The following is a 21,011-nucleotide window of genomic DNA, read 5'->3' as shown; positions in this document are numbered from 1 at the left end:
CGCCCCGGAGCATTTAGTGCATGCAGCCTCAGGCAAATGTAATGCCTGAAGCCGACAGGTTATCCAGTCCCACCCCCACCAGGGTCACGGCAAAGTCGCCAATCTTCAGCACCGTGTCATGGCCCGACTGCGAAGCGTGTTGTTTGTAGTCATAACCCTGCCCCGCGCCCTGAACGCCCACGAACAGCAGTTTGTCGCTGCCCTGGTAGCCATTAATCGCGTCGAAACCGAAGGCGCCGCTGAACAGGAACGTGTTGTTGCCACCCGAGGCCTGCATCACGTCATTGCCCGCGCCACCGACGAAGGTCACGTGGCTTTTGTCGCTACGCAGCAGGTCGTCGCCGGCATTGCCGAACAGCCAGTCGCCGTCGACACTGGCCGCCAGCGTGTTGCCGTAGGCATCACCGTTAAGCGAGTGGTTGTACTGGGTCAGCTCACTGCCGTTGAGCAAACCGTTGGCGGTGACGCTGTAAGCCACCTCCTTGCTCCCCCACCATGAACCCGACTCTTTACTGACCAGCGCGCCGATGTCGCGGGTCATGCTGATGCCGCCATAGGCATCACGCACGTACAGCGTGCCGTCGCCATCGTTGGCGAAGCTGAAGTTTTGCAACGGTTTCTGCAGTTCGAAGGTGTTGCTGCCCTTGCCGCCCAGCAGGAGGTTGTAGCCACCGTCATCGCGGAAGCGGTCATTGCCGTCGCGACCTTCGATGAAGTCATTGCCGGCACCGCCCTTGAGCAAGTCGTTGCTGTCGGTGCCGATGATGAAGGTGCTGCCGGAGTGAGGTTCGCCGCTGCGACCGAGGTCCTCGACCCAGGTCTTGCCCCGGGACGCTTGCGCCAGGTTGGACACGATCAGCGTCGAGTCCTTGTCGGTGAGGTCGTAGAAACGCGAGTCGATTACCCGGTTCAACCCGTCGGCATAACCCAGCGAGCCGTGAGCCGACCAGTTCAACGGGTTGAGGATGCTGAACGGCACCAGGTTCTGCGCGGTGGAAGCGTACTGGTCATTGAAGTGGACGATGTTGTTAGTCGCCGAGTCCTGATGTCCGTCGTGCTTGCCCAGGGAACCGCTGCTGAACGTGGTGCCGTCAAGTACCCGAAACACCGGATCGTTCTCATAGCCGATGTTCAGCACGTTGTTACCGGTAGCGCTCTGGGTCGGCGAGGCGAAGGCAACGTAGTTGGCCTCCTTGAAGAAACCGCCCCAGTTGTTGCCACTCAGTTCGGCGAGGCTGTTGACGCCCAGCCCGCCCAGGCTATGGCCGCTGACCATGACGTCCTTGGCGTTCAGACCATGGGAAATCGCAAACGCGGCAACGTCCGTGAGCAAGTTGTCGAAGGCATTCTTCGCGTAGTTCGTCGCGTAATCCACCGGGCCGACGGCGGCCAGCAGGTTGTTTTTCATGTCGCCGAAGGTGTCGCTATAACCCAGGCCGCCGGTGCCACGAAAGGCAATGCCGATACTGATCAGCTTGCCCGCCACGTCGTACTTGCCGAGCACTTCGGCTTCGGCGCTGGTGAAGCCGTCCTTTTCGCCATAGAAGGTGCCTTGAGCGCCGACCTTGCCTTGATAACCCAGCTGCGTAGCGCCAATCGGCGCCCAACCCGTCGCCGGCAGCGGCTGACCGGTTGGCGTGTACGCATACAGCGTCAGCGCGATGGCATCGGAGTACAACGCCTTGCCGTCAGCATTTTTGTAATCAAACAGTCCCATAGGTTTGCTTCCTTTGCGTTAAATCAGAACTGCCAGTCGAGCGTCAGACCCACACCGTGGTCTTGGCTCCTACAGGGCTCAGCCCTACGCCATGGCTCTTCTCGCGGCTGGCCAGTTGGCCCGTGTAATCGAGGTCCAAGCGGATGTCCCGGCTCAGGGCCAGGCTGGCATGGGCGCCCACCAGCGCCGCATCACGCACCATTGGCGAACTCTCCACGGAAAACGCTGTGCTGCCGCCGGCAAACGCCAGGTGCTCTTCGGAATCGGTACCGCTCAGGTTGTGCTGCCAGCCTCCTGATAAAGCGCTTGGGCCGAGCCGGGCGCTAATGAAATCCAGAACAATAGCGTGCCGACCGACATCGGCTTGATCTGTACGTCCATGTTCGTGACTTCTCGCTTTTTTTGTTTTTTTTTGGGGGTATCTATTGGGTCCTGGGGCCTTGGCCGAACGCCTCGTCAACCTTGGCCAAATCCTGCTCATTCAACGTCCCGGCGTAGTAATGCAACTTGGTCCAGGCCATCAAGTAGTCGTAGCGTGCCTTTGCCAGATCGCGGCGGGTGGTAAATAGTTGTTGTTCTGCATTCAATGCATCGAGGTTGACGCGCTCACCGCCCAAAATGCTTTGCTTGGTCGAAACCACCAACGCTTCGGCGGACTTCAGGGCTTTCTGATAAGCGCGCAACTTGTTCACGCCCGACAGGCAGGCGCTGAACTGGCGACGCAGTTCAATCAACGTTTCCCGGGTCTTGCCGTCCAGTTCGTACTCGGCCTGCTCCATGGTGCGGCTGGCCTGGCGGGTCGAGGCCGAGACCCCGCCGCCGGCGTACAACGGCACGTTGACTTCGATGCCGATGGTGTTGGTGTCGTAACGCTGGTTGTAGGTGTTGCCGCTTTCCGACTCGTTCTGGCGCACCGAGGCGTAGGCGCTGACTTTGGGCAGGTGTCCGGCGCGGTTGCGTTCGACTTCATAACGCGCGACTTCCACGGCATGGCGCTGCGAAGCCAGGTTCGGATTGTTGGCCACGGCCATTTCGTGCCAGGTGTCGTAATTGGCCGGTTGCAGAGTGAACGTCTGGAAGCCTTGATCCAACGGCGCCAAATCCCCGATGTTGATCGCCGGCACGCCAATCAGCGCGCCCAGTTCTCGTAACGACGCGTCCTGTTCATCACGGGCTTCGATTTCCTCGGCCGTGGCCAGTTCATAGCGGGACTCGGCCTCAAGGATGTCGGTCCGCGTGCCCTCGCCCTGACGGAACATGTGCTCGTTCTGCTGGAACTGTTGCTCGAAAGCCTTTTTCTTGGCTTGTGCGATGTCGATCTGATCCTGAGCGAATAGCGCCTGGGTGTAACTCTCCAGTACCCGAACCAGCAATTCCTGGCTCTTGCCGCGAAAGGCTTCGTCGGCAAACAGCGATTGCGCCACGCCTTTGCGGTACGACGCGTAAGCCTCGTAGTCGAGCAGCGGTTGTTGCAGGGTCAGGGTCGAGCCGTAACTGCTGTAGTTGCGGTCATCGGTGCGGTTCTGCCCGCGTTCGTTGAGGGAGGTGACCTTGGAGGAGTTGCGCCCCTTGTTGTAGTTGTAACCGATCTTGGGCAACAGTCCGGCGCGGCCGATGGCGCGGTTTTCAAGGCCGGCATCGCGTTCCTTGATGGCGCCGAGAAACACCGGATCATTGCGCAATGCTTGTTCGTAGATGTCGAACGGTCCCATCGCCAGCACACTGTTGCAGGTCAGCAACGCGAGGGTCGCTGCGAGCATGGAAAGCTTATTCATACAGCGGAACATCCTTATTCCTCAGTCAACGCGGAACCTGCCCGGTCGAGCAGCGGTTTGAACAAATAGTTGAGGAGTGAACGTTCACCGGTGCGCACGAACATTTCCGCCGGCATGCCAGGCTTGATCACCAGACCGTTGAGTTTTTCCATGGCCTGATCGCTGACGCTGCTGCGCAGTACGTAATACGGTGCACCGGTTTTCTCGTCGATCATCTGGTCGGCGGAGATCAGGCTGACTTCGCCGGGCACGCGCGGTGTGCGGCTCTGGTTGAACGCCGTGAACAAGATGTCCACTGGCAAGTGCGTGCCGACCTTGTCTACCAGGTTGACCGGCAGGTGCCCTTCCACCTCCAGACTCGTCCCCTGAGGCACGATCTCCAGCAGGGTTTCGCCCTGACGCACCACCGCGCCGACGGTGTGAACACCGAGGTTGACCGCAATGCCATCGGCCGTGGCGATGATCTCGCTGTGTTGCAGATCGAACCCGGCAGAGGTCAGTTGCTCTTCCAGCGTCACGCTTTTCAATTGCGCATCGGCCAGTTGGGTGCGGACTTCTTTCTGGTATTCCTCGATGTGCTGTTGCAGTTTCAGCCGCGATTCGAGGATGCCCTGCTCCACACGACCGCTTTCTCCGGTGTTTTCCGCCAATTGTTGCTGAACTTGCGACAGCTGACGCTGGTACTCCATCAACCGATTACGCGGGATGTAGCCGTTATCCGCCAGGGGCTGCAGGTTGCTCAGCTGCTGTTGCAGAGAGCTGGCCTGGGCAGTCAGGTCAGTGCGGGCGCGGCGCATGCCGGCCAGTTGCGCACTGGCGCCTTCAATGCTCGCGCGCAAGGCAGCCTGTTCGCGGGAAAACGCCTCACGGCGACTGCTGAACAACTGCCGTTGGCCTTCCAGCACCAAGGCCAGGCGCGGGTCAGGATTGTTGCTCAGTTCAGCGGGGAAACTCACCTGTTTGAGATTGTCCCGTTCACTCTGCCACCGCGCCAGACTGGCCCAGGCCATGCGGTATTGCGCTTGCAACGATTGCACGTCAGCGGCGACTTGCGTCTGGTCGAGCTGGAATAATGACTGGCCCTGCCTCACCACTTGACCCTCGCGCACCAGAATCTGGCTGACCACGCCACTGCTCATTGATTGCACGGCTTTGCGCTTGCCCGACACCACGACCGTACCTTGCACGGGAATGCCTTGGTCGAGAGGCGCGAGACTGGCCCAGGTGAAGAAACTCCCGGCGCCGACGATCGCCAGAATCCAGCCCATGCGGACGAAGAAACGCGCGTCGCGCTCAGGGCGTTCTGCGATGTAGTCATGTTCCAGGGTGGCTTCGCTGATGTTGCTCATACGCCCGGATTCCTTGTCGAGGGCTGATACTGCCGGCTCATGCTGAGCCCGCCCGGTGCTTGCGCGGTTTTCTCCCGCTGCTGCTCCTGATTGGCGGCGAGTGCCTTGAGCACGTCCTGGCTTGCACCGAAGGCTTGCAGGCGCCCTTCGTTGAGCACCAGCAGCTTGTCGGCCTGGGCCAGTGCTGAGGAGCGATGGGTCACCAGAATCACGCTGGTGCCTTGGGCTTTCATTTGCGCAATGGCGCTGGCCAATGCGGCTTCGCCCACGGTGTCGAGGTTGGAATTGGGTTCGTCCAGCACCACCAGACGCGGGTTACCGTACAACGCGCGAGCCAGTGCTACGCGCTGCTTCTGGCCCCCGGACAAGCCGCTGCCGTCCTCGCCGAGCACGGTGTCGTAGCCTTTCGGCATGCGCAGAATCAGTTCGTGAACGCCGGCCTGCTGCGCGGCTTCAACGACTTTTTGCGGGTCTGCCTCACTGAACCGGGCGATGTTTTCGGCGATGCTGCCGCTGAACAGCTCGATGTCTTGCGGCAGATAACCGATGTAGGGGCCAAGATCGTCGCGGTTCCAGCGATGAATGTCCGCGCCGTCGAGCCGCACCGTGCCGCCCAGCGTCGGCCAGACGCCAACGAGCACCCGGGCCAAGGTCGATTTTCCGGAACCGGATGCCCCGAGCACCCCCAGCACTTCTCCCGCGCCAAGGCTGAAATTGACCAGATGCAGCGTGGCGGCCCGTTGCCCCGGCGGCGCGGCACTGACCTGTTCGAAGCTGATCTGACCCTTCGGCGCCGGCAGCGCCATGGCCTCGTCACTCGGTGGAAAGGCTTGCAGCAACGAATCAAGACGACGGTAAGCGAGCTTGGCGCCGCTCCACTGCTTCCACACGGCGATCAACTGATCGATGGGGCTCAGGACGCGGCCCATCAGAATGGAACCGGCGATCATCATCCCGGCCGTCATATCACCCTTGATCACCAGCAATGCACCCAGCCCCAGCACCAACGATTGCAGGCACAGGCGCAGGGTTTTGCTCAGGGAGCTGATGACAGCACCGGTGTCGCTGGCCTGGTTCTGCAAGCCGAGGAAACGTGAATGGACCAGGAACCAACGTGTACGCAACGCCCCGAGCATGCCCATGGCCTGAATGGTTTCGGCGTTGTGCAGGTGACTGGTGGCCAGTCGGCTGGATTTCTGGGAAAGCCCTGCGGCTTCACCCAGGGGCTTTTTGGTCATTGCCTCGTTGAGGCAAGCAAGGCCGATCAACAGCACCGTGCCTACTGTCGCAAACACGCCAAGCCAGACATTAAACAGGTAGATCACGAACAGGTAGACCGGAAACCACGGCGCATCGAAGAAGGCAAACAGCGCAGGGCCGGTGACAAATTGGCGAATATGGGTCAGATCTCCGAGGGACTGGCCAGCATTGCCCTCGCCTTTGAACAGGTTGCGCTCGAACGCCGCCTGATAGACCCGTAAATTGAAGCGTCGCTCCAATTGGCTGCCGATGCGGATGACAATGAAGCTGCGGACAATCTCCAGCAAGCCAATGAAGGCAAAGAACCCGATCACCATCAACGACAACATGGCCAAGGTGGTTTCGTTTTGCGATGACAGCACCCGGTCGTAGACCTGGAGCATATAAATAGAGGGTACCAACATCAGTATGTTGATCAATGCGGTAAAACAACCGACGCTGATCAGAATGCTTTTATAGTCGCCCAGTGCCTTGATTAACGGTGCGGTGGCTTGGGCCTTCGCCGTCTTCATTGGTTTTTCCTGAGATGATATCTCTCGCCATTCCTGGCGAGATTCCAATTAACTGTCCGCACACGAGTCGAGACATTCTTTACCAGTTATCGCTTACACATTAATAACAACTATTCAGGCTCGCCCAACAGTCCGGTTACTCATGTTCTGCTTATAACTGCAATTACAGGCTTTATATTCGGCATCTGACAGAGGTCTGGTATTTTTCACTTCAGCACAGTGCGCTGGAGCGTAATGATCAGACCTGACTTCAAAGTGCTTTTGTAAAGCCCCTCATGTTGTCGGCTGAAGAACACAACTCTTGAGCCTTCTTTGCCGGTAATCGAAATGCCGTCGGGTTCCGGGAACCAGCCAACGGCCGGCTCGTCCAGCCAGGCGCTGAGACATTCGGCGCCATCACCCAGCGTCTGTTTCAGTTGAAAGTCGATGACGCATACGTTTGACGGCTTGTCCTGCAACGCTTGGGACTCAGGGGCGTCTTGCGCGGTGTTCAAGGTGGCTTGCCATTTGCCGGCCAGTTCCGAGGGGTCTGCTAATTTCAGGCTGCTCGCCATGGCTACATCTCCAAAAATCATCATGAGCGTCGCCAATAGCCACGCGGTTGCTCTGTCAGTTAAGCCGTTATGAATCATAAGGCGTTTTACTCCAATCAAGGGGCAGAGAGCAGCGCATCTGCGCCGCCCTCCTTTTCACCTCACATTACGCAGCGATGTCGGAGTAAGCCGCCTGACCCACGGTGCTGACCAGGAAATCAGCCACGCCATGCCCGGAGAAGTCCACCGACAACAGGCTGTTGCCACCCGAAGAGGTCAACACCGCATCGCCTGCCGCACCGGTGAACGAATTCACGAAATGCAAGCCCGCGCCTTTGGTGATGCCGGTCAGGTCGATCTTGTCCAGGCCGCTGACAAAATCGAGGATCTGGTCGACAGCACCGGGTTTGGAATCGCTGCTGGCGGCGAACACGAAGGTGTCCGAACCGGCTCCACCCCAAAGTTTGTCCGCGCCGCCCGCGCCGTAGAGGATGTCGTTGCCGGCACCGCCCTTCAGTTCGTTGGACACGCTGTTGCCGATCAGCAGGTCGTTGCCCGAACCGCCGATAGCGTTCTCGACGGTGACGCCCTTGGCAATGGACACGTTACCCACCAGGCCGCCAACATCGGAGAACGAGGCCTCATTGAGGTTGATTTTCTGGTTTTGGGTGAAACCGGAGAAGTCCAGGGTGTCCTTTCCGCCCGCATCCCAAACCGAAAACACAACCTTGTCCGACGACGAAGTCGCGCTCAGGAAGTCGCGCCCGGCGTTGGAGTTGAAGCCGTACGTGGTGTCGCCGGTACGGGTGGTGGTGTTGGCGCCGTAGAGCTTTTGGATGGCTGCGATATCGTCCATCAGCGGACCGGACGAATAGGCTTCGACGCCGCCCTTGCTGAAGTTCTGGCTGGTATTGCTTTCACTCCAGTAGCTCATGACGCTGTAACCGCGGGTGTCTTGCCCGTAGGAAGCGTCGTTGTAGGTCGGAGCGCCCTCGCCGGCGTTGTAGTCGCCAGGATGGGCAAGGCCCAGGGTATGACCGATTTCGTGGGTCAGGGTTTGCCGGCCGTAATTGTTCAGGTCCGGCGTCTTGTTTGGCGTGTAGCTGCTGTTGGTCAGGTACCAGGAAGTACCGTCGTAACCAGCGCCCGTACCCGGCAGATAGGCGAAGGCCGCTGCGCCATCCTGACCGCCGCTGTAGTTGCCGAAGGTCATGTGACCGTCGCCACCCGTGGCCTTATCGGTGAACGTGACATTGGCTACATCGGCCCAGGATTGCATGGCCAGCACGGCCTGGCCTTTCTGCTGAGCGCTGAACTGGCTGAACCCGGTAATCCCGTGTTTGTTCATGGTGCTCGACGACGCCGAGGTCAGGAACGTGTAGGTGAGTTCGATTTTGCCGCTGCCGTCCTTGTCCTGGTAGGCAGCACCATCGCGCAGCAACTGGGTCGCTGCCTGGTCGACGGAGAAGGAGGGTTTGCCATTGACCGTGAGGTTACCGCCCCGATCATACTGATGGCTGAAGCTATTGATCTGGTTGAACGCAGAACTGGATGCAGCCAATGCTTGCAGTGGCTGGAACGCCTGTTCGGCGGTATCAATAGCGTTGTCTTTTACTTTCGACATAAACACACTTCCTTGTTTAGCTATGGAACAGTTTTTTGTCAGACAGCGACAATCTCTGGCGAGATCGTCCTATCACTCGCCCAATGAAGGCGAAAGAAAACTGACACAATTTGAAATCAACCGTCTACATTTTTTTTGACGTCAAATTGAGTTGTTCCTGCAAGTACCCGGAAACAATGCCTGCGCTGTCGAAATATTGTTTGTTAGATGGCGGCTTGCGCAAATTGTCTGACGATTTGATATTTAATTATTAAATAGAGGTAAGTTTCTTTTTGTCGATGGGGTCTCACTTTTAGTAAGTTATTAGTATGAGTGCCAGCGCATTGATATTAGTTGGAGATTTGTTGGGTTTTAGATTTTGGCGACTGCTTCGCAGCCGAACGCAGCCTTCGGCAGCTGCTACAAGGATTGCGGTGTACGCGAAACCTGTAGCAGCTGGCGCAGCCTGCGTTCGACTGCGAAGCAGTCGTCAGATACTCACAACCAACACGCATCCCACAGCGGATAATCATGAACGCGCGTCACTAGTCCTGCTCGTATTGGGTTGGCTACGACATATCGAGCAAGCGCCTTCACGTCCTCCTCCCGCCGAACCGAACGATCGTGATAGCCCTTCTGCCACAGCCGCCCTCGCCGTCCTAACGCCTGATTGACCGCCAGGCTACTCCGGGACTTTATGCGGCACATTAGCTCGGCCAGTGTTTTGTCGTGCAGTTGCACCAGGCAATGCATAGGGTCTGGCATCACAACCCACGTCAAAAAATCCGCCCAACCCGCCTCCTGCACCTGACGCAACTCCTGAACGACCAACCTCCCCAATCGCCAATCAGCAAAAAACGGCTGCCGTTGGTCAACGACAGCCGTTAGCAGATAAATACGTCCGGACTCAGAGAAACGACCAACGCGTAGCTGACCCGCATTTATACAAACAGGCATTCCATTGCCTCCTGATCCATCGAAAGGAAGCCTGGAATCTACAGCGTGTCAGTCAACCCGATGAGCACCCAATGACTACAAGAAATGAACCCTCAACTCCCGGTCCGAATCTTGTTCCACACCCGCGTACGAACCCGGTCAATGTTCAGGGGCATCGCCTCCAGCGCAAACAATTTCCCCATCATGTACGGGCTCGGGTAGACCTTGGTGTCATTCTTGATCGCCGGGTCGATCAAGCTGTCGGCCTGTTCGTTACCGTTGGCGTAGTGCACGTAGTTGCTGATGCTTGCCATGACGTCCGGGCGCAGCAGGTAGTTCATGAAGGCGTAGCCGGCCTTTTCGTCCGGGGCGTCTACCGGCATGGCGACCATGTCGAACCAGATCGCGGCGCCTTCCTTGGGAATCTCGTAGCCGATGTCGACGCCGTTCTTGGCTTCTTTCGCGCGATTTTCGGCTTGCAGAATGTCACCGGAGAAGCCGACGGCCACGCAGATGTCACCGTTGGCCAGGTCGCTGGTGTACTTGGACGAGTGGAAATAGCTGACATACGGGCGGACTTTCATCAGCAGCGCTTCAGCCTTTTTGTAGTCTTCCGGGTTCTTGCTGTGATGCGGCAGGCCCAGGTAGTTCAGCGCCGCTGGCAACAGTTCGGGGCCGTTGTCGAGGATCGCCACGCCGCACTTCTGCAGCTTTTGCATGTTTTCGGGTTTGAAAATCAGGTCCCAGGAGTCCACTGGCGCGTTATCACCCAACACGGCCTTGACCTTGGCGATGTTGTAACCGATGCCGGTGCTGCCCCAGAGATACGGGAAGCCGTGTTCGTTGCCCGGGTCATTGGTTTGCAAGGCCTTGAGCAGCGCCGGATTGAGGTTTTTCCAGTTCGGCAGTTGGCTCTTGTCGAGCTTCTTCAGCGCCACGCCTTGAATCTGCCGCGCCATGAAGTGGTTGGACGGAAACACCACGTCGTAGCCGGAGTTGCCGGTCATCAATTTGCCGTCGAGGGTTTCATTGCTGTCGAAGACGTCGTAGCTGAATGCGATCCCGGTTTCTTTCTGGAAGTTTTTGGTCGTGTCCGGGGCGATGTACTCCGACCAGTTGTAGATCTTGACGGTCTCGGCCGCGTGGCCGAGGGTCGCGAAAAGCGCAAGGGGAGCCAGAGTCAGTGTCTTTCGGATCATGAGTCGATTCCTGATGGGTTTGTTGTTGTTGGCAGGCAATCAGAGGATCAAAAAATCAAAACGTAGGTCTTGCGCACGGTTTCCTGGATATCCCAGATTCCGAGGCTGTTGGCTGGCAACATCAGTGCATCGCCGGCTTCTACGTGCAGGGTTTCACCGTCATCCGGGGTAAACGTGCAGCGCCCCTGGATAAAGTGACAGAACTCCTGGGCGACGATCTGCCGCCGCCAGCGGCCGGGCGTGCATTCCCAGACGCCGGTTTCAACGCCATCGTCGCGCTCAACGCTGGTGGTTGAGGCCACTGCCACGGGCAAGCCCAGCGGCACGGCGACCGGATTCGACTCTTCCAGCTTCAGGGTTGCGGTGTTCTTGAATTGCGTGATGCTCATGGGAGTACCTGTCGATTGAGCCTGTAGATGAAGAACGCACCGTTTACTGCATGAAACCTTCCATGAAGCCGGCAATACCGGTGGCCAGTTTGCGACGCCAGGGTGCGGTGGCCGGGTTGGCCAGGGTCTGGTCTTCATGGGCGAAGCTGCGGATGATCGCGTTGTAACCAAGCCAGCGGCAGGGCTCCGGCTCCCAGGCCTTGAGCGCGTCGAGTCCTCCCTGGATGACCCACGGTTGGCGAACCAGCTCGGTGTCGCGCTGCAGAATCAGGTCGGCCAGCGTCCGGCCGCCCAGGTTGCTGGCACCGACGCCCTCCCCGCCATAGCCTCCCGACAAGGCGATACCACTGGCCTGATCGCACAGCATGTGCGGCTTGAAACGCCGGGACATTCCCAGATTGCCGCCCCAGGCGTGGGTAATCCGCACGTTCCTGAGTTGCGGGAAGAGTTCGCCAAACAGATAACGCCGCAGCTCCACTTCGCTGGTGGTCAAGTCGAAGTCATGACGCAACTTGGCTGCAAACTGATAACCGCCTCGCGCACCGAACACCAACCGGTTGTCAGCCGTGCGCTGACCGTAAGTGACCTGGCGACTGTTTTCGCTGAAGGCCTGGCCGCGACTCAGGCCGATTTCATCCCACGTGGCGGCGGATAACGGCTCGGTGGCCACTATCAAGCTTTGCACCGGCAGCTGATAACGCCCCAACGGTGGCAAGGTGACCGAGTAACCTTCGACCGCCGGCACGATCCAACGGCTGCGAACCAAGGCTTTCGCCGTGCGCAGGCCACCCGATTGCCATTGGGTGACCGGGCTGTTCTCGTAAATCCTGATGCCCATTTTCTCCACCGTCCGAGCCAGACCTCGCACCAACTTTGCCGGGTGAATGGTCGCAACGTGCGGTGCATAGATACCGCCATAAGGTTTGGCGACTCTGATTTGTTGCGCCAACTGCTCGGGGCTAAGCCAGCGGTAATCGCTTTCGGTCAATCCCTGGCTATAGAGCGTGTCGAGATAGTGCCGAAGGCTGGCTTCCTGTTCCGGATAGCGGGCAGCGCAATACAGCGCCCCGCCCTTGCGGTAATCGCAGTCGATGCCTTCACGTTCGAGGACCATTCCGACTTCATCCGGAATGCCGTGCAGCAAATCGAAAGAAGCCCGACGTTGTTCGGGCGGCAAGTCGGCGAGCAAGCGGTCTTCGCCCAGCACATTGCCCATCAGCCAGCCGCCGTTACGCCCCGAGGCGCCAAAACCGGCGGTTTGCGCTTCAACGATGGCAATGCTCAGGTCGGGCGCCTGGCGCTTGAGGTAGTACGCGGTCCAGAGGCCGGTGTATCCCGCGCCAATGATGGCGACGTCTACGTCCAGATCCTGTTCCAGCGGCGGACGCGCCAATAGTGGCTCGTCGAGTTGATCCATCCACAAACTGATAGTGCGCCACGCCGACATGCAAGACTCCGCCGCTCAAACTTCGATGGCGTCGATCCTAGTGCGTGGACTTAGAGGCTGTCTTGCGCGCGTGCACGCAAAGAAATTTGTTTTACGTAGGCCTTGGGCGACTGGCCGGTGTGCTGACGGAAGCAGCTGTAAAACGCCGACAGCGAATTGAACCCGGCGGCAAACGCCAGTTCGTCGATACGCAGTGGCGGCGTGGCGTTATCCAGTGCCGCGAGCAAATGCTGCAGGCGCGCCTGGTTGACGTATCGGTAGAAGCTCTGGCCAAGCACCTGATTCAGCAGGTAGGAAATCTGATTGCGGCTGTACCCGCACTCCTTCGCCACCCGTTGCAGGTCGAGTTCGGGATCGAGATAAGGTTGTTGGCGCTGAAAATACTGCTGCAAGTCTTCAGCCATGAAACTCAGTTGGCGCGCAGACAGCCCGAGCCGACTGACCGCCGGGCGTTGGCTGCTGGCGACCTTGCTGGAGGGCTGTTCATGCACCAGCGAGGCGTATTCGTTGACCCGCCAGATCAGTCCGTCACGGACGGTAATCGCCTCGCTGGCCCGGAACGACACCAGGTCTTCACCGCCACGAAGGGTTATACGGTACTGAATGAACGCCGTGTTGCCGTCCAGACGAATACGGTCCGAATGCTCCAGGGCCTCATCGGGATCTCGGGGCATGCTGCTGCGCACGTATTCACGTAATTCGGACAGCCCCATCACACGGTTCTGGAAAAAATCGCTGTACTGGATCTCTGAGTGATAGAGCGCCATCACCCCGTCCAGGTCCCGGTGCTTCCAGCGCAAGTGATAACGCATCACCGTGTCGCCCGTGGCCTGGGTTTGCAGCGGACCATCATCATCGGCGTGCATAAAGGACTCGGCGAGAAAATGCCGAGCTTGCCGAAATTCCGTCTCAGCTTCAATGACCAACCCGTGACAGCCAACTGCCGGACACCGGCGATTCCCGTGATCTGCATCAAAAAAACTGAACCAATCGCTAAACGACCTGAAAAATCCACATTATTTTCACATCCGGATGCTACTTTTAAAGGCAGTCACCGGTTGAGCCATTGAAGGCTCTTCCCTCCTAACATGAGCTAAAGGAAGCGCTCGATGAATAAGGCGGGCTGTATATGAATAAAGGGTTCAGTAAAGTCACTTTTCCAAACGCCTGCCAGCTGATGCGCTGGCATTTTCATCCCATGGGTTTCGAGGCGAGCATGGATGCGCCGGGCAGCATGATTGCCCGTCTATTTGACCGTGCCAGTGGCGAGACCATGATCGCCATCGCCGGTATTCCTTGCGCGACGGTAATGAATGCCGCGGATGTAGAACGAATAATCGAAGCGGTGGAAGACGAGCTTGAGGCTTTCATTCCGCCAGCCGCCCTCAGGAGCTATGCCTGAAGGCTGAACTTCAAACAACAAGCCCACGTTAAGTGGGCTTTTTTGTGGGGCATGGATCAAAAGATCGCAGCCTCCGGCAGCTCCTACAGGTGTATGCATTCACATGTAGGAGCTGCCGAAGGTTCGGGCCGCGTTCGGACGATCTTTGATGGTTTACGCCGATGTCTTGCCCAGCCGGTGATCGGCAAAGAACGCCTTGCCCTTGCCGATTCGATCGGAAGCTTTAGGCACGTTGGCTGCCTGGGTGTCTTGCCCATCGACATACCAATAGCAATGACTCACCGCCCGAGTGATGCCGACGTAAGCCAGTCGCAGGATCTCGTCTTTCTGTGCGCTGTCGTACGCTTCGCTGTCGCCTGTCTTGCCAAGACCTGCCATGCGGTAGACCTGATTCTTGTACGGAGAACTGGTCAGGTGCTGACAATCACCCAGCAGGAACACGGCGTCGGCCTGAAGTCCCTTGGCGCTGTGATAAGTCAGCTGCTTGAGCCTTCGCGCTTCGTACGGCAAGCTAGAATCCACATTAACTACAGACTGAATATGCTCTTCTATCAATGACTTATCGCTGCTTTTTCGATAAAGCATCAAGATTGAATCGCCCTTTCTGTAATGCTCCATCAGGCGTTTGGCCATGCCTTGATCGTCACGATCGAGAACGTTAACCGGCAGCAATGCCTTCGGCTCGCCACTGGCCTTGGCCTTCTTGCCCGCGATCGCCGGCGCCGCACGAACGATATGTTCGGCGGCATCGATGATGTGCTGGTGACTGCGGTAGTTGTCGCTCAGCATGACCTTGGTCGTGCTCGGCGAAGGGAATTCCTTGTTGAATTCCATGAAGTACGTCGGCGAACTGCCCCGCCAGCCGTAGATGGATTGCCAGTCATCGCCGACACAAAGCAACGACGAACGTTGCGCGCCGCGCCCCACGTGCATGGCCGGCCCCCGACTGCGGATTTCCGCCAGGCTCGCACGAATCCAGGAAACGATCTGCGGCGATACGTCCTGAAACTCGTCGATCATCAGGTGCGACATCGGCCTGAGCAGCTCATCGCTCAGCAGTTTCAGGTTTTCCGGCGAATGTTCGCTGAACAAGGCGAACATCCGGTTGTAGGTCATCACCGGTGGCTTCTGATCGAGCAGATGATCTTCCAGCGCTCGCCAGTACAGGCTCAAGGCCTCAAAGAAAAACCGGTCGGGGTCCTCCTTGGCAAAACTCATCTGGCCCACGGCATTGGGTACATCCAGGCCAAGATTCTCGATAAATCCGGCGGCAGCGACAAAACTGTCCAGTAACGGCGCAGAGCTCAGCTCGCCCTTGACCTTGTAATCGAAGCCCGGCCCGGCACTGGCATCGCCTCCAAGAGACGCCAATACACGCTTTGATGACTCGTAACTATCTAGCCATATCAATGGCTTACGACAGAAAGCTTGAAACAGGGTGCGCTTGACCGCCCATTCCGCACGAACGCTCAATTTGGCATTGGGGCGGCTGACCTGCGGGTTTTCCCGGGGATCGAATCCCAGCACCACCCAAGCGTCCAGGCTCGGAATATAGCCATGACAATGAAATGTCGAGCCGTTGATATCGAACGTCTGGCGCTTCGGCTCAATGCCTTTGATCGGCCAGGCACCCGCGCGAAACCACAAATCTTCGATAGTGTCGCAGAGTTCTTCATCACGCTTGGCGGCCAGTTCGGTCACGGCCATGCGTTTCTGCACGTCCGGGTGATCGCGCTCCAGCTCCTTGAGTTGCAGCGCATGACGGGACAATGGCGTGATCAATTCGCGAAAGCGCTCATTGCGCGTGTGCAGGCTGTGATAACAAGCGTTGAGTTGTTGGCGCTGGGCGTCGTTGATGCGCAGGTCGAAAGGATTGCTGTCGACCTCCTCATCGCCGCTTTGCGCACGGTGACTGAGGTTTTCGAAGGCTTGCAGGCGCTCGAAACCCGGCAGACTGCGAACCATCGGCAGGATTCGCGAATGGAAGGTGCGCACCAGATCGCGCGCCTCTTTGAAACTGAGCGACCGGCCCCAGAGCGCAAACAGCTCGATCAGTTTGCTGATGAAGTCTTTGCGCGATTCACGGGTAAAGGTCACCACCGTCATTGAACTCAGCTCGAACCCCAGATAATGGGTCAGCAGCAAAATACGCAACACCAACGTCGTCGACTTGCCCGCACCCGCACCGGCAATCACCGAGGTCGAGGGCGTGTCGCTGAAGATCATTTTCCACTGCGCGGCGCTGGGCTGGGCGTGCGATGGCAGCAGTCGAGCGACATCCGTCTTCATGCGCTTCTTCAACTCAGCGCTCAACGGCAGACGCCAATCGTCGAACAGATTGTCGTCAACATTGGGCGGCCGGTGTTCAGTCGAGCGCGAGTCGCGGATCAACAATACCTGTCGGCCTTCCTCCAACCCTTCAAGTTTGCCTTCCTTATAGCCGTAATCCACCCCGGCACTGTGCCCGCTGCGAAAGCCGTCGGCCTGGCCGTGCAGCCAGGATGCCCGGTGTTGTGCGCGCAGACGCGTCAGGCCGTGACCAAAGAACCGGGCGGCCAGACGCTTGAGCAGCGGCATCTCGGCCAGGGGACGAAGTTCAGGAGGAAGATCGGGGGTGTGTTGCGGCACGCGGGCTGACTCCAGGGTGTGAGGCTGTTGAGGGCTATGGTGTCTGCATTTGCCGTTCAGTTCTAGTGAAATGCTTACAGGTCATTGGCTTATGCGATGAAGTGAAGGTTGGGTGAGAATCTTTCGAGGTAATTTGATATCAAATTATTCGATTGTATTGAGGCATTTTTTACGCTTTTTATCGATCTATACCTGATAGATGATGCTCCCCATCAACCACCGGTTCGCGTTTCGTGGCTCAGGCGCTCTGCCCCATGACGAACCTTTTCAGGAGACGATCATGCTTGAACTCAGACCCTTCAAATCCCTGGGCGGCGCCAACCATGGCTGGTTGGATGCTCATCACCACTTTTCGTTCGCCGAGTACCATGACCCAAAACGCATGAACTGGGGCAACCTGCGGGTGTGGAACGACGACGTGATTGCCTCTGGCACCGGGTTCCCGAAACACCCGCACCGGGACATGGAAATCATCACTTATGTCCGTGAAGGCGCAATCACTCACGAAGACAACCTGGGCAACAAGGGTCGTACCGAAGCAGGCGACGTTCAAGTCATGAGCGCCGGCACCGGAATTGCCCACAGTGAATACAACCTGGAAGCCACCGAGACCAGGATCTTCCAGATCTGGATCATCCCGAACGAATCCGGTTTGGCACCGTCCTGGGGCGCCAAGCCTTTTCCAAAAGGCCAGCGCGAAGGTTTCGTAACCCTGGCGAGCGGCAAGGCCGGCGACGATCAAAGCCTGCGGATTCGAGCCGATGCGCGATTGGTGGCCGCGAACCTGAAGGCCGGTGAATCCGCTGAGTATCGCCTGGACAATGGCCGTCGCGCCTATCTGGTACCGGCCACCGGCATCATTGAAGTCAATGGCTTGCGTGCACAAGCTCGAGACGGTATTGCGGTTGCCGATGAGCAAGTGTTGCGGGTGACCGCCATCGAAGACAGTGAAATCGTCCTGGTGGACCTGGCTTGATCGGGTAAACGCGGGACAAAAAAAGGGGCGACCGTCATGGCCGCCCCTTTTTACATTCTGGATTACTTCGCAGAGATCGCGCCGTCCACCAGTGTTTGCGCTTCTGCCACCAATTGCTTGAGGTGTTCGTCACTGACGAAGCTTTCAGCGTAGATCTTGTAGATGTCTTCGGTGCCCGACGGACGCGCCGCGAACCAGCCGTTCTCGGTCATGACTTTCAGACCACCGATCGCCTGGTCGTTACCCGGTGCGTGACTGAGGATGCTCTGGATTGCTTCGCCCGCCAGCTGGGTCGAGGTGACCTGGTCCGGCGACAATTTGCTCAGCAGTGCCTTCTGTTCAGGGTTGGCCTTGGCATCGACGCGCACCGAGAACGGTTCGCCCAGTTCGTCGGTCAAGGCGCGATAGGCCTGACTTGGGTCGCGGCCGGTGCGGGCGGTCATTTCTGCGGCCAGCAGTGCCGGGATCAAGCCGTCCTTGTCGGTGCACCAGACGCTGCCATCCTTGCGCAGGAACGAAGCGCCGGCACTTTCTTCGCCGCCAAAGCCCAGAGAGCCGTCGAACAGGCCGTCAGCAAACCACTTGAAGCCGACCGGCACTTCGTACAGGCGACGACCCAGACGTTTTGCCACCCGATCGATCAAGCCACTGCTGACCACGGTTTTACCCACGGCCGCATCGGCGCGCCATTGCGGACGGTTCTGGAACAGGTAATCGATCGTTACGGCGAGGTAGTTGTTCGGTGCGAGCAAACCACCGGACGGGGTCACGATGCCATGGCGATCGTGGTCCGGGTCGCACGCGAAAGCCACGTCGAAACGCTCTTTCAGACCGATAAGGCCCTGCATGGCGTGAGTGGACGATGGGTCCATGCGGATCTGACCATCCCAGTCGACCGTCATGAAGCGGAAGGTCGGATCGACCTGTTTGTTGACCACTTCCAGATCCAGACGGTAATGCTCGGCAATCGCCGACCAGTAGCGCACCCCTGCTCCGCCCAGCGGATCGACACCCAGACGCAGCTTGGCATCACGGATGGCGTCGAAGTCGATCACGTTGATCAGGTCGGCAACGTAGGTGTTGAGGTAGTCGTGACGATGGGTCGTACTGGCCTTCAGCGCCTGCTCGTAGCTGATGCGCTTGACGCCGGCGAGCTTGTTGCTCAGCAGTTCGTTGGCCTTGGCTTCGATCCACTTGGTGATGTGGGTATCGGCCGGGCCACCATTGGTAGGGTTGTATTTGTAGCCACCGCTTTGCGGCGGATTGTGGGACGGCGTGATGACGATGCCGTCCGCCAGGCCCGACGTGCGTCCGCGGTTATAGCAGAGAATGGCGTGGGAAATAGCCGGTGTCGGGGTGTATTCGTCACCTTCGGCGATCATTACCGTCACGCCGTTGGCGGCCAGCACTTCAAGGGCACTGGCGCCGGCAGGAGTGGACAACGCGTGGGTGTCGATGCCAACGAACAGCGGGCCGTCAATGCCTTGGGCTTCGCGGTACAGGCAGATTGCCTGGCTGATCGCCAGAACGTGCCATTCGTTGAAACTCAGGTCGAACGAGCTGCCTCGGTGCCCGGACGTGCCAAACGCTACGCGCTGGGTCGAAATGGCGGCATCGGGTTGACCGGTGTAATAGGCCGTTACCAGTCGCGGGATGTCGACCAACAGTTCTACCGGTGCCGGTTTGCCCGCAAAAGGACTGAGTGTCATGCAAAACCTCTGAAGTAGAGTGGTTCAGGAATAGGAACGCAGTTTACTGGCAGTTTGACCGTAGCGCGATGGGATCGATCCATGAGAGTCACGCAGGGTGTGGAACCCCGTTCAATCGATCGACTCCAGACGCAAGGCGTCCCCTAACAAGCCCATTGCCGCGGCAAGGTCGTGATCACCGCCGAAGGTGTGACTCAGGCGCAAGTGTTGCGCATGCAAGCCCTGGAGACTGAACAGCTCTCCCGGTGCGATCACCACCTGGTGCTTGAGCAGGCGCTGGAACACCCGGCGCACATCGACCTGGCGCAGCGAGCGAACCCAGATGGTTGCACCGCCCTGGGGTTCGACAAAGTGCAAGGCATCTCCCAGACGCTCCTGCAACAGCTGCGTCATCTGCACCTTGCGGTCCTTGAGCATCCTCCGTAATACCTGAAGGTGCTGATCGACACGCCCATTGCCGTACAAGCGAGCGATGGCTTTCTGGCGAATCGGTGACAAGCGGAACGAACGTAGCAGAAAGTACCGTTGCAGTTCAGCACTGAAATGCCGCGCCAGCAGATAGCCGTATGGCGCCTCCGGCCCGATGATTTTCTCGAAGGTGGAAAACACGATCAGCCGATCAGGGTCCAGCAAGTCGCGAAACCGCTGGCCGTCCGGTTCGAATCCGAGTTCGCCGTAGCAGTCGTTTTCCAACACCCAACTGCCATGTCGCTCCAGCAACTGCGCGACGATTTGTCGGTTGTCGTCGGGTGCCAGGCTGCCTCGCGGCATGTTCAGCCCGGATGAAACCATCACCAGCCGCACCGGCTCGGTCTCCAGCAGCTCCTTGAGCCATTCGACGTCCAGGCCACCGCTGGATTGCACCGCCAGCTCGATCACTCGCACCTGCGCAGCCTGCAGCAACCGCAGAATCGCCCAGTCGCACGGCGACTCGACCAACACCGTGGCGTCCTTGAGACTCAACACAGCGATCAGTATTTCCAGCACGCCGCGCAGGTCGGCGCCAATATAGACATCGTCGGCATGCCAGCAACGCAGCGGCGAGGTGGTGTAGCGCGCTGCCAGGGCAATGCGCAATTCCAGCTCGCCGCAAGGTTGCGATGTCGGTTGCGGCTGACGCGGATACTGACGCAGCAGTTCTCGTTCCAGCAGTAACAACGGACTGTCGAGGGGTTGCAACAACGCCGGTTCATCGGCGCTCAAGACCAGCATTCCGGGCCGTCTGGCGTTGACATAAACGGTTTCAAGCAGGTCGTTGCCACTGCTGAGCGTGCTGATGGAGGACACCGGTAACGCGTAATACCCGGACTTGGCCACCGAATAAACGCGCCCTTCCTTCTCCAGCAGCGAATAAGCGTACTGAATGGTCGAGATCGACACGCTCAGACGCTCCGCCAACTGTCGCAACGAAGGCAGACGGACTCGCGTGTCACTGACCGGTTCGTTGATCAGGTTAGTCAGATATCGGTACACCGCCTGATACGCGAAGTCAGTTTCTCGTGGCCCTTTCATGGGCGAGGGCCGAATGCCGTGTGAATTTCATCATGCATCGTCAAGAAATCTGTCAAGCCACGCA

16 protein-coding genes and 1 pseudogene are annotated in these 21,011 nt (G+C 58.5%); 2 read left to right on the top strand and 15 right to left on the bottom strand.

Annotated features, from left to right (window positions below):
* Positions 1-28 precede the first annotated feature (28 nt).
* The 12 genes and pseudogenes from PMI27_RS22510 to PMI27_RS22560 all read right to left on the bottom strand — a co-directional run bounded on the left by PMI27_RS22510 (position 29) and on the right by PMI27_RS22560 (position 13,586).
* Positions 29-1,717 carry a polyurethane esterase gene (locus PMI27_RS22510; protein ID WP_008156333.1) on the bottom strand — a complete coding sequence of 563 codons (1,689 nt, stop codon included), beginning with the start codon at positions 1,715-1,717 and terminating at the stop codon, positions 29-31.
* Positions 1,718-1,760: 43 nt separating this feature from the next.
* Positions 1,761-2,018 (bottom strand): annotated as a pseudogene (locus tag PMI27_RS30255) (autotransporter domain-containing protein); the annotation flags it as partial.
* 121 nt (positions 2,019-2,139) lie between these two features.
* The gene (locus PMI27_RS22515) at positions 2,140-3,504 is read right to left on the bottom strand and encodes a TolC family outer membrane protein (RefSeq protein ID WP_008156337.1); all 1,365 of its coding nucleotides are present in this window, start codon (positions 3,502-3,504) and stop codon (positions 2,140-2,142) included.
* A 2-nt stretch (positions 3,505-3,506) separates the two neighbouring features.
* The gene (locus PMI27_RS22520; RefSeq protein WP_008156339.1) at positions 3,507-4,841 is read right to left on the bottom strand and encodes an HlyD family type I secretion periplasmic adaptor subunit; all 1,335 of its coding nucleotides are present in this window, start codon (positions 4,839-4,841) and stop codon (positions 3,507-3,509) included.
* Positions 4,838-6,613, bottom strand: a complete 1,776-nt coding sequence (locus PMI27_RS22525; RefSeq protein WP_008156341.1) for a type I secretion system permease/ATPase — start codon at positions 6,611-6,613, stop codon at positions 4,838-4,840. The genes PMI27_RS22520 and PMI27_RS22525 overlap by 4 nt, the downstream gene beginning before the upstream one ends.
* Positions 6,614-6,819: 206 nt before the next feature.
* Positions 6,820-7,245 carry an AprI/Inh family metalloprotease inhibitor gene (locus tag PMI27_RS22530; protein WP_081757395.1) on the bottom strand — a complete coding sequence of 142 codons (426 nt, stop codon included), beginning with the start codon at positions 7,243-7,245 and terminating at the stop codon, positions 6,820-6,822.
* A 67-nt stretch (positions 7,246-7,312) separates the two neighbouring features.
* Positions 7,313-8,770: a serralysin family metalloprotease gene (locus PMI27_RS22535; protein ID WP_008156345.1), complete on the bottom strand. Its 1,458-nt coding sequence runs from the start codon at positions 8,768-8,770 to the stop codon at positions 7,313-7,315.
* Positions 8,771-9,247: 477 nt separating this feature from the next.
* Positions 9,248-9,706, bottom strand: coding sequence for an REP-associated tyrosine transposase (locus tag PMI27_RS22540; RefSeq protein ID WP_008156348.1), 459 nt, complete (start codon positions 9,704-9,706; stop codon positions 9,248-9,250).
* Positions 9,707-9,798: 92 nt separating this feature from the next.
* Positions 9,799-10,884, bottom strand: coding sequence for a polyamine ABC transporter substrate-binding protein (locus PMI27_RS22545; protein WP_008156350.1), 1,086 nt, complete (start codon positions 10,882-10,884; stop codon positions 9,799-9,801).
* Positions 10,885-10,931: 47 nt separating this feature from the next.
* Positions 10,932-11,273 (bottom strand): cupin domain-containing protein, encoded by a 342-nt coding sequence (locus tag PMI27_RS22550; RefSeq protein ID WP_008156351.1) that lies wholly within the window; start codon positions 11,271-11,273, stop codon positions 10,932-10,934.
* A 43-nt stretch (positions 11,274-11,316) separates the two neighbouring features.
* Positions 11,317-12,720 (bottom strand): NAD(P)/FAD-dependent oxidoreductase, encoded by a 1,404-nt coding sequence (locus PMI27_RS22555; RefSeq protein WP_008156353.1) that lies wholly within the window; start codon positions 12,718-12,720, stop codon positions 11,317-11,319.
* A 50-nt stretch (positions 12,721-12,770) separates the two neighbouring features.
* Positions 12,771-13,586, bottom strand: a complete 816-nt coding sequence (locus tag PMI27_RS22560) for a helix-turn-helix transcriptional regulator (RefSeq protein WP_008156355.1) — start codon at positions 13,584-13,586, stop codon at positions 12,771-12,773.
* A 263-nt stretch (positions 13,587-13,849) separates the two neighbouring features.
* On the opposite strand from PMI27_RS22560, the gene PMI27_RS22565 reads away from it, so the two are divergent.
* A complete protein-coding gene (locus PMI27_RS22565) occupies positions 13,850-14,122 on the top strand; it encodes a DUF1652 domain-containing protein (protein ID WP_008156356.1) in 273 nt (90 codons plus the stop codon).
* A 153-nt stretch (positions 14,123-14,275) separates the two neighbouring features.
* On the opposite strand, the gene PMI27_RS22570 is transcribed toward PMI27_RS22565, so the two are convergent.
* A complete protein-coding gene (locus PMI27_RS22570; RefSeq protein ID WP_008156358.1) occupies positions 14,276-16,750 on the bottom strand; it encodes a UvrD-helicase domain-containing protein in 2,475 nt (824 codons plus the stop codon).
* Positions 16,751-17,030: 280 nt separating this feature from the next.
* Here PMI27_RS22570 and PMI27_RS22575 point away from each other — a divergent pair, with 280 nt between their 5' ends.
* The gene (locus PMI27_RS22575) at positions 17,031-17,726 is read left to right on the top strand and encodes a pirin family protein (RefSeq protein ID WP_008156359.1); all 696 of its coding nucleotides are present in this window, start codon (positions 17,031-17,033) and stop codon (positions 17,724-17,726) included.
* 62 nt (positions 17,727-17,788) lie between these two features.
* Here the strand turns inward: PMI27_RS22575 and pgm are convergent, their stop codons facing one another.
* On the bottom strand, positions 17,789-19,435 hold the full coding sequence (gene pgm, locus PMI27_RS22580; RefSeq protein ID WP_008156361.1) for a phosphoglucomutase (alpha-D-glucose-1,6-bisphosphate-dependent): 1,647 nt from the start codon (positions 19,433-19,435) through the stop codon (positions 17,789-17,791).
* A 111-nt stretch (positions 19,436-19,546) separates the two neighbouring features.
* Positions 19,547-20,947 (bottom strand): aminotransferase-like domain-containing protein, encoded by a 1,401-nt coding sequence (locus tag PMI27_RS22585; RefSeq protein WP_008156364.1) that lies wholly within the window; start codon positions 20,945-20,947, stop codon positions 19,547-19,549.
* Positions 20,948-21,011 lie beyond the last annotated feature (64 nt).

Source organism: Pseudomonas sp. GM41(2012), from assembly GCF_000282315.2.
Taxonomy (GTDB): domain Bacteria; phylum Pseudomonadota; class Gammaproteobacteria; order Pseudomonadales; family Pseudomonadaceae; genus Aquipseudomonas.
Note: the sequence above shows the minus strand (reverse complement) of the source record. Positions and strands in the feature narration are given on the sequence as shown.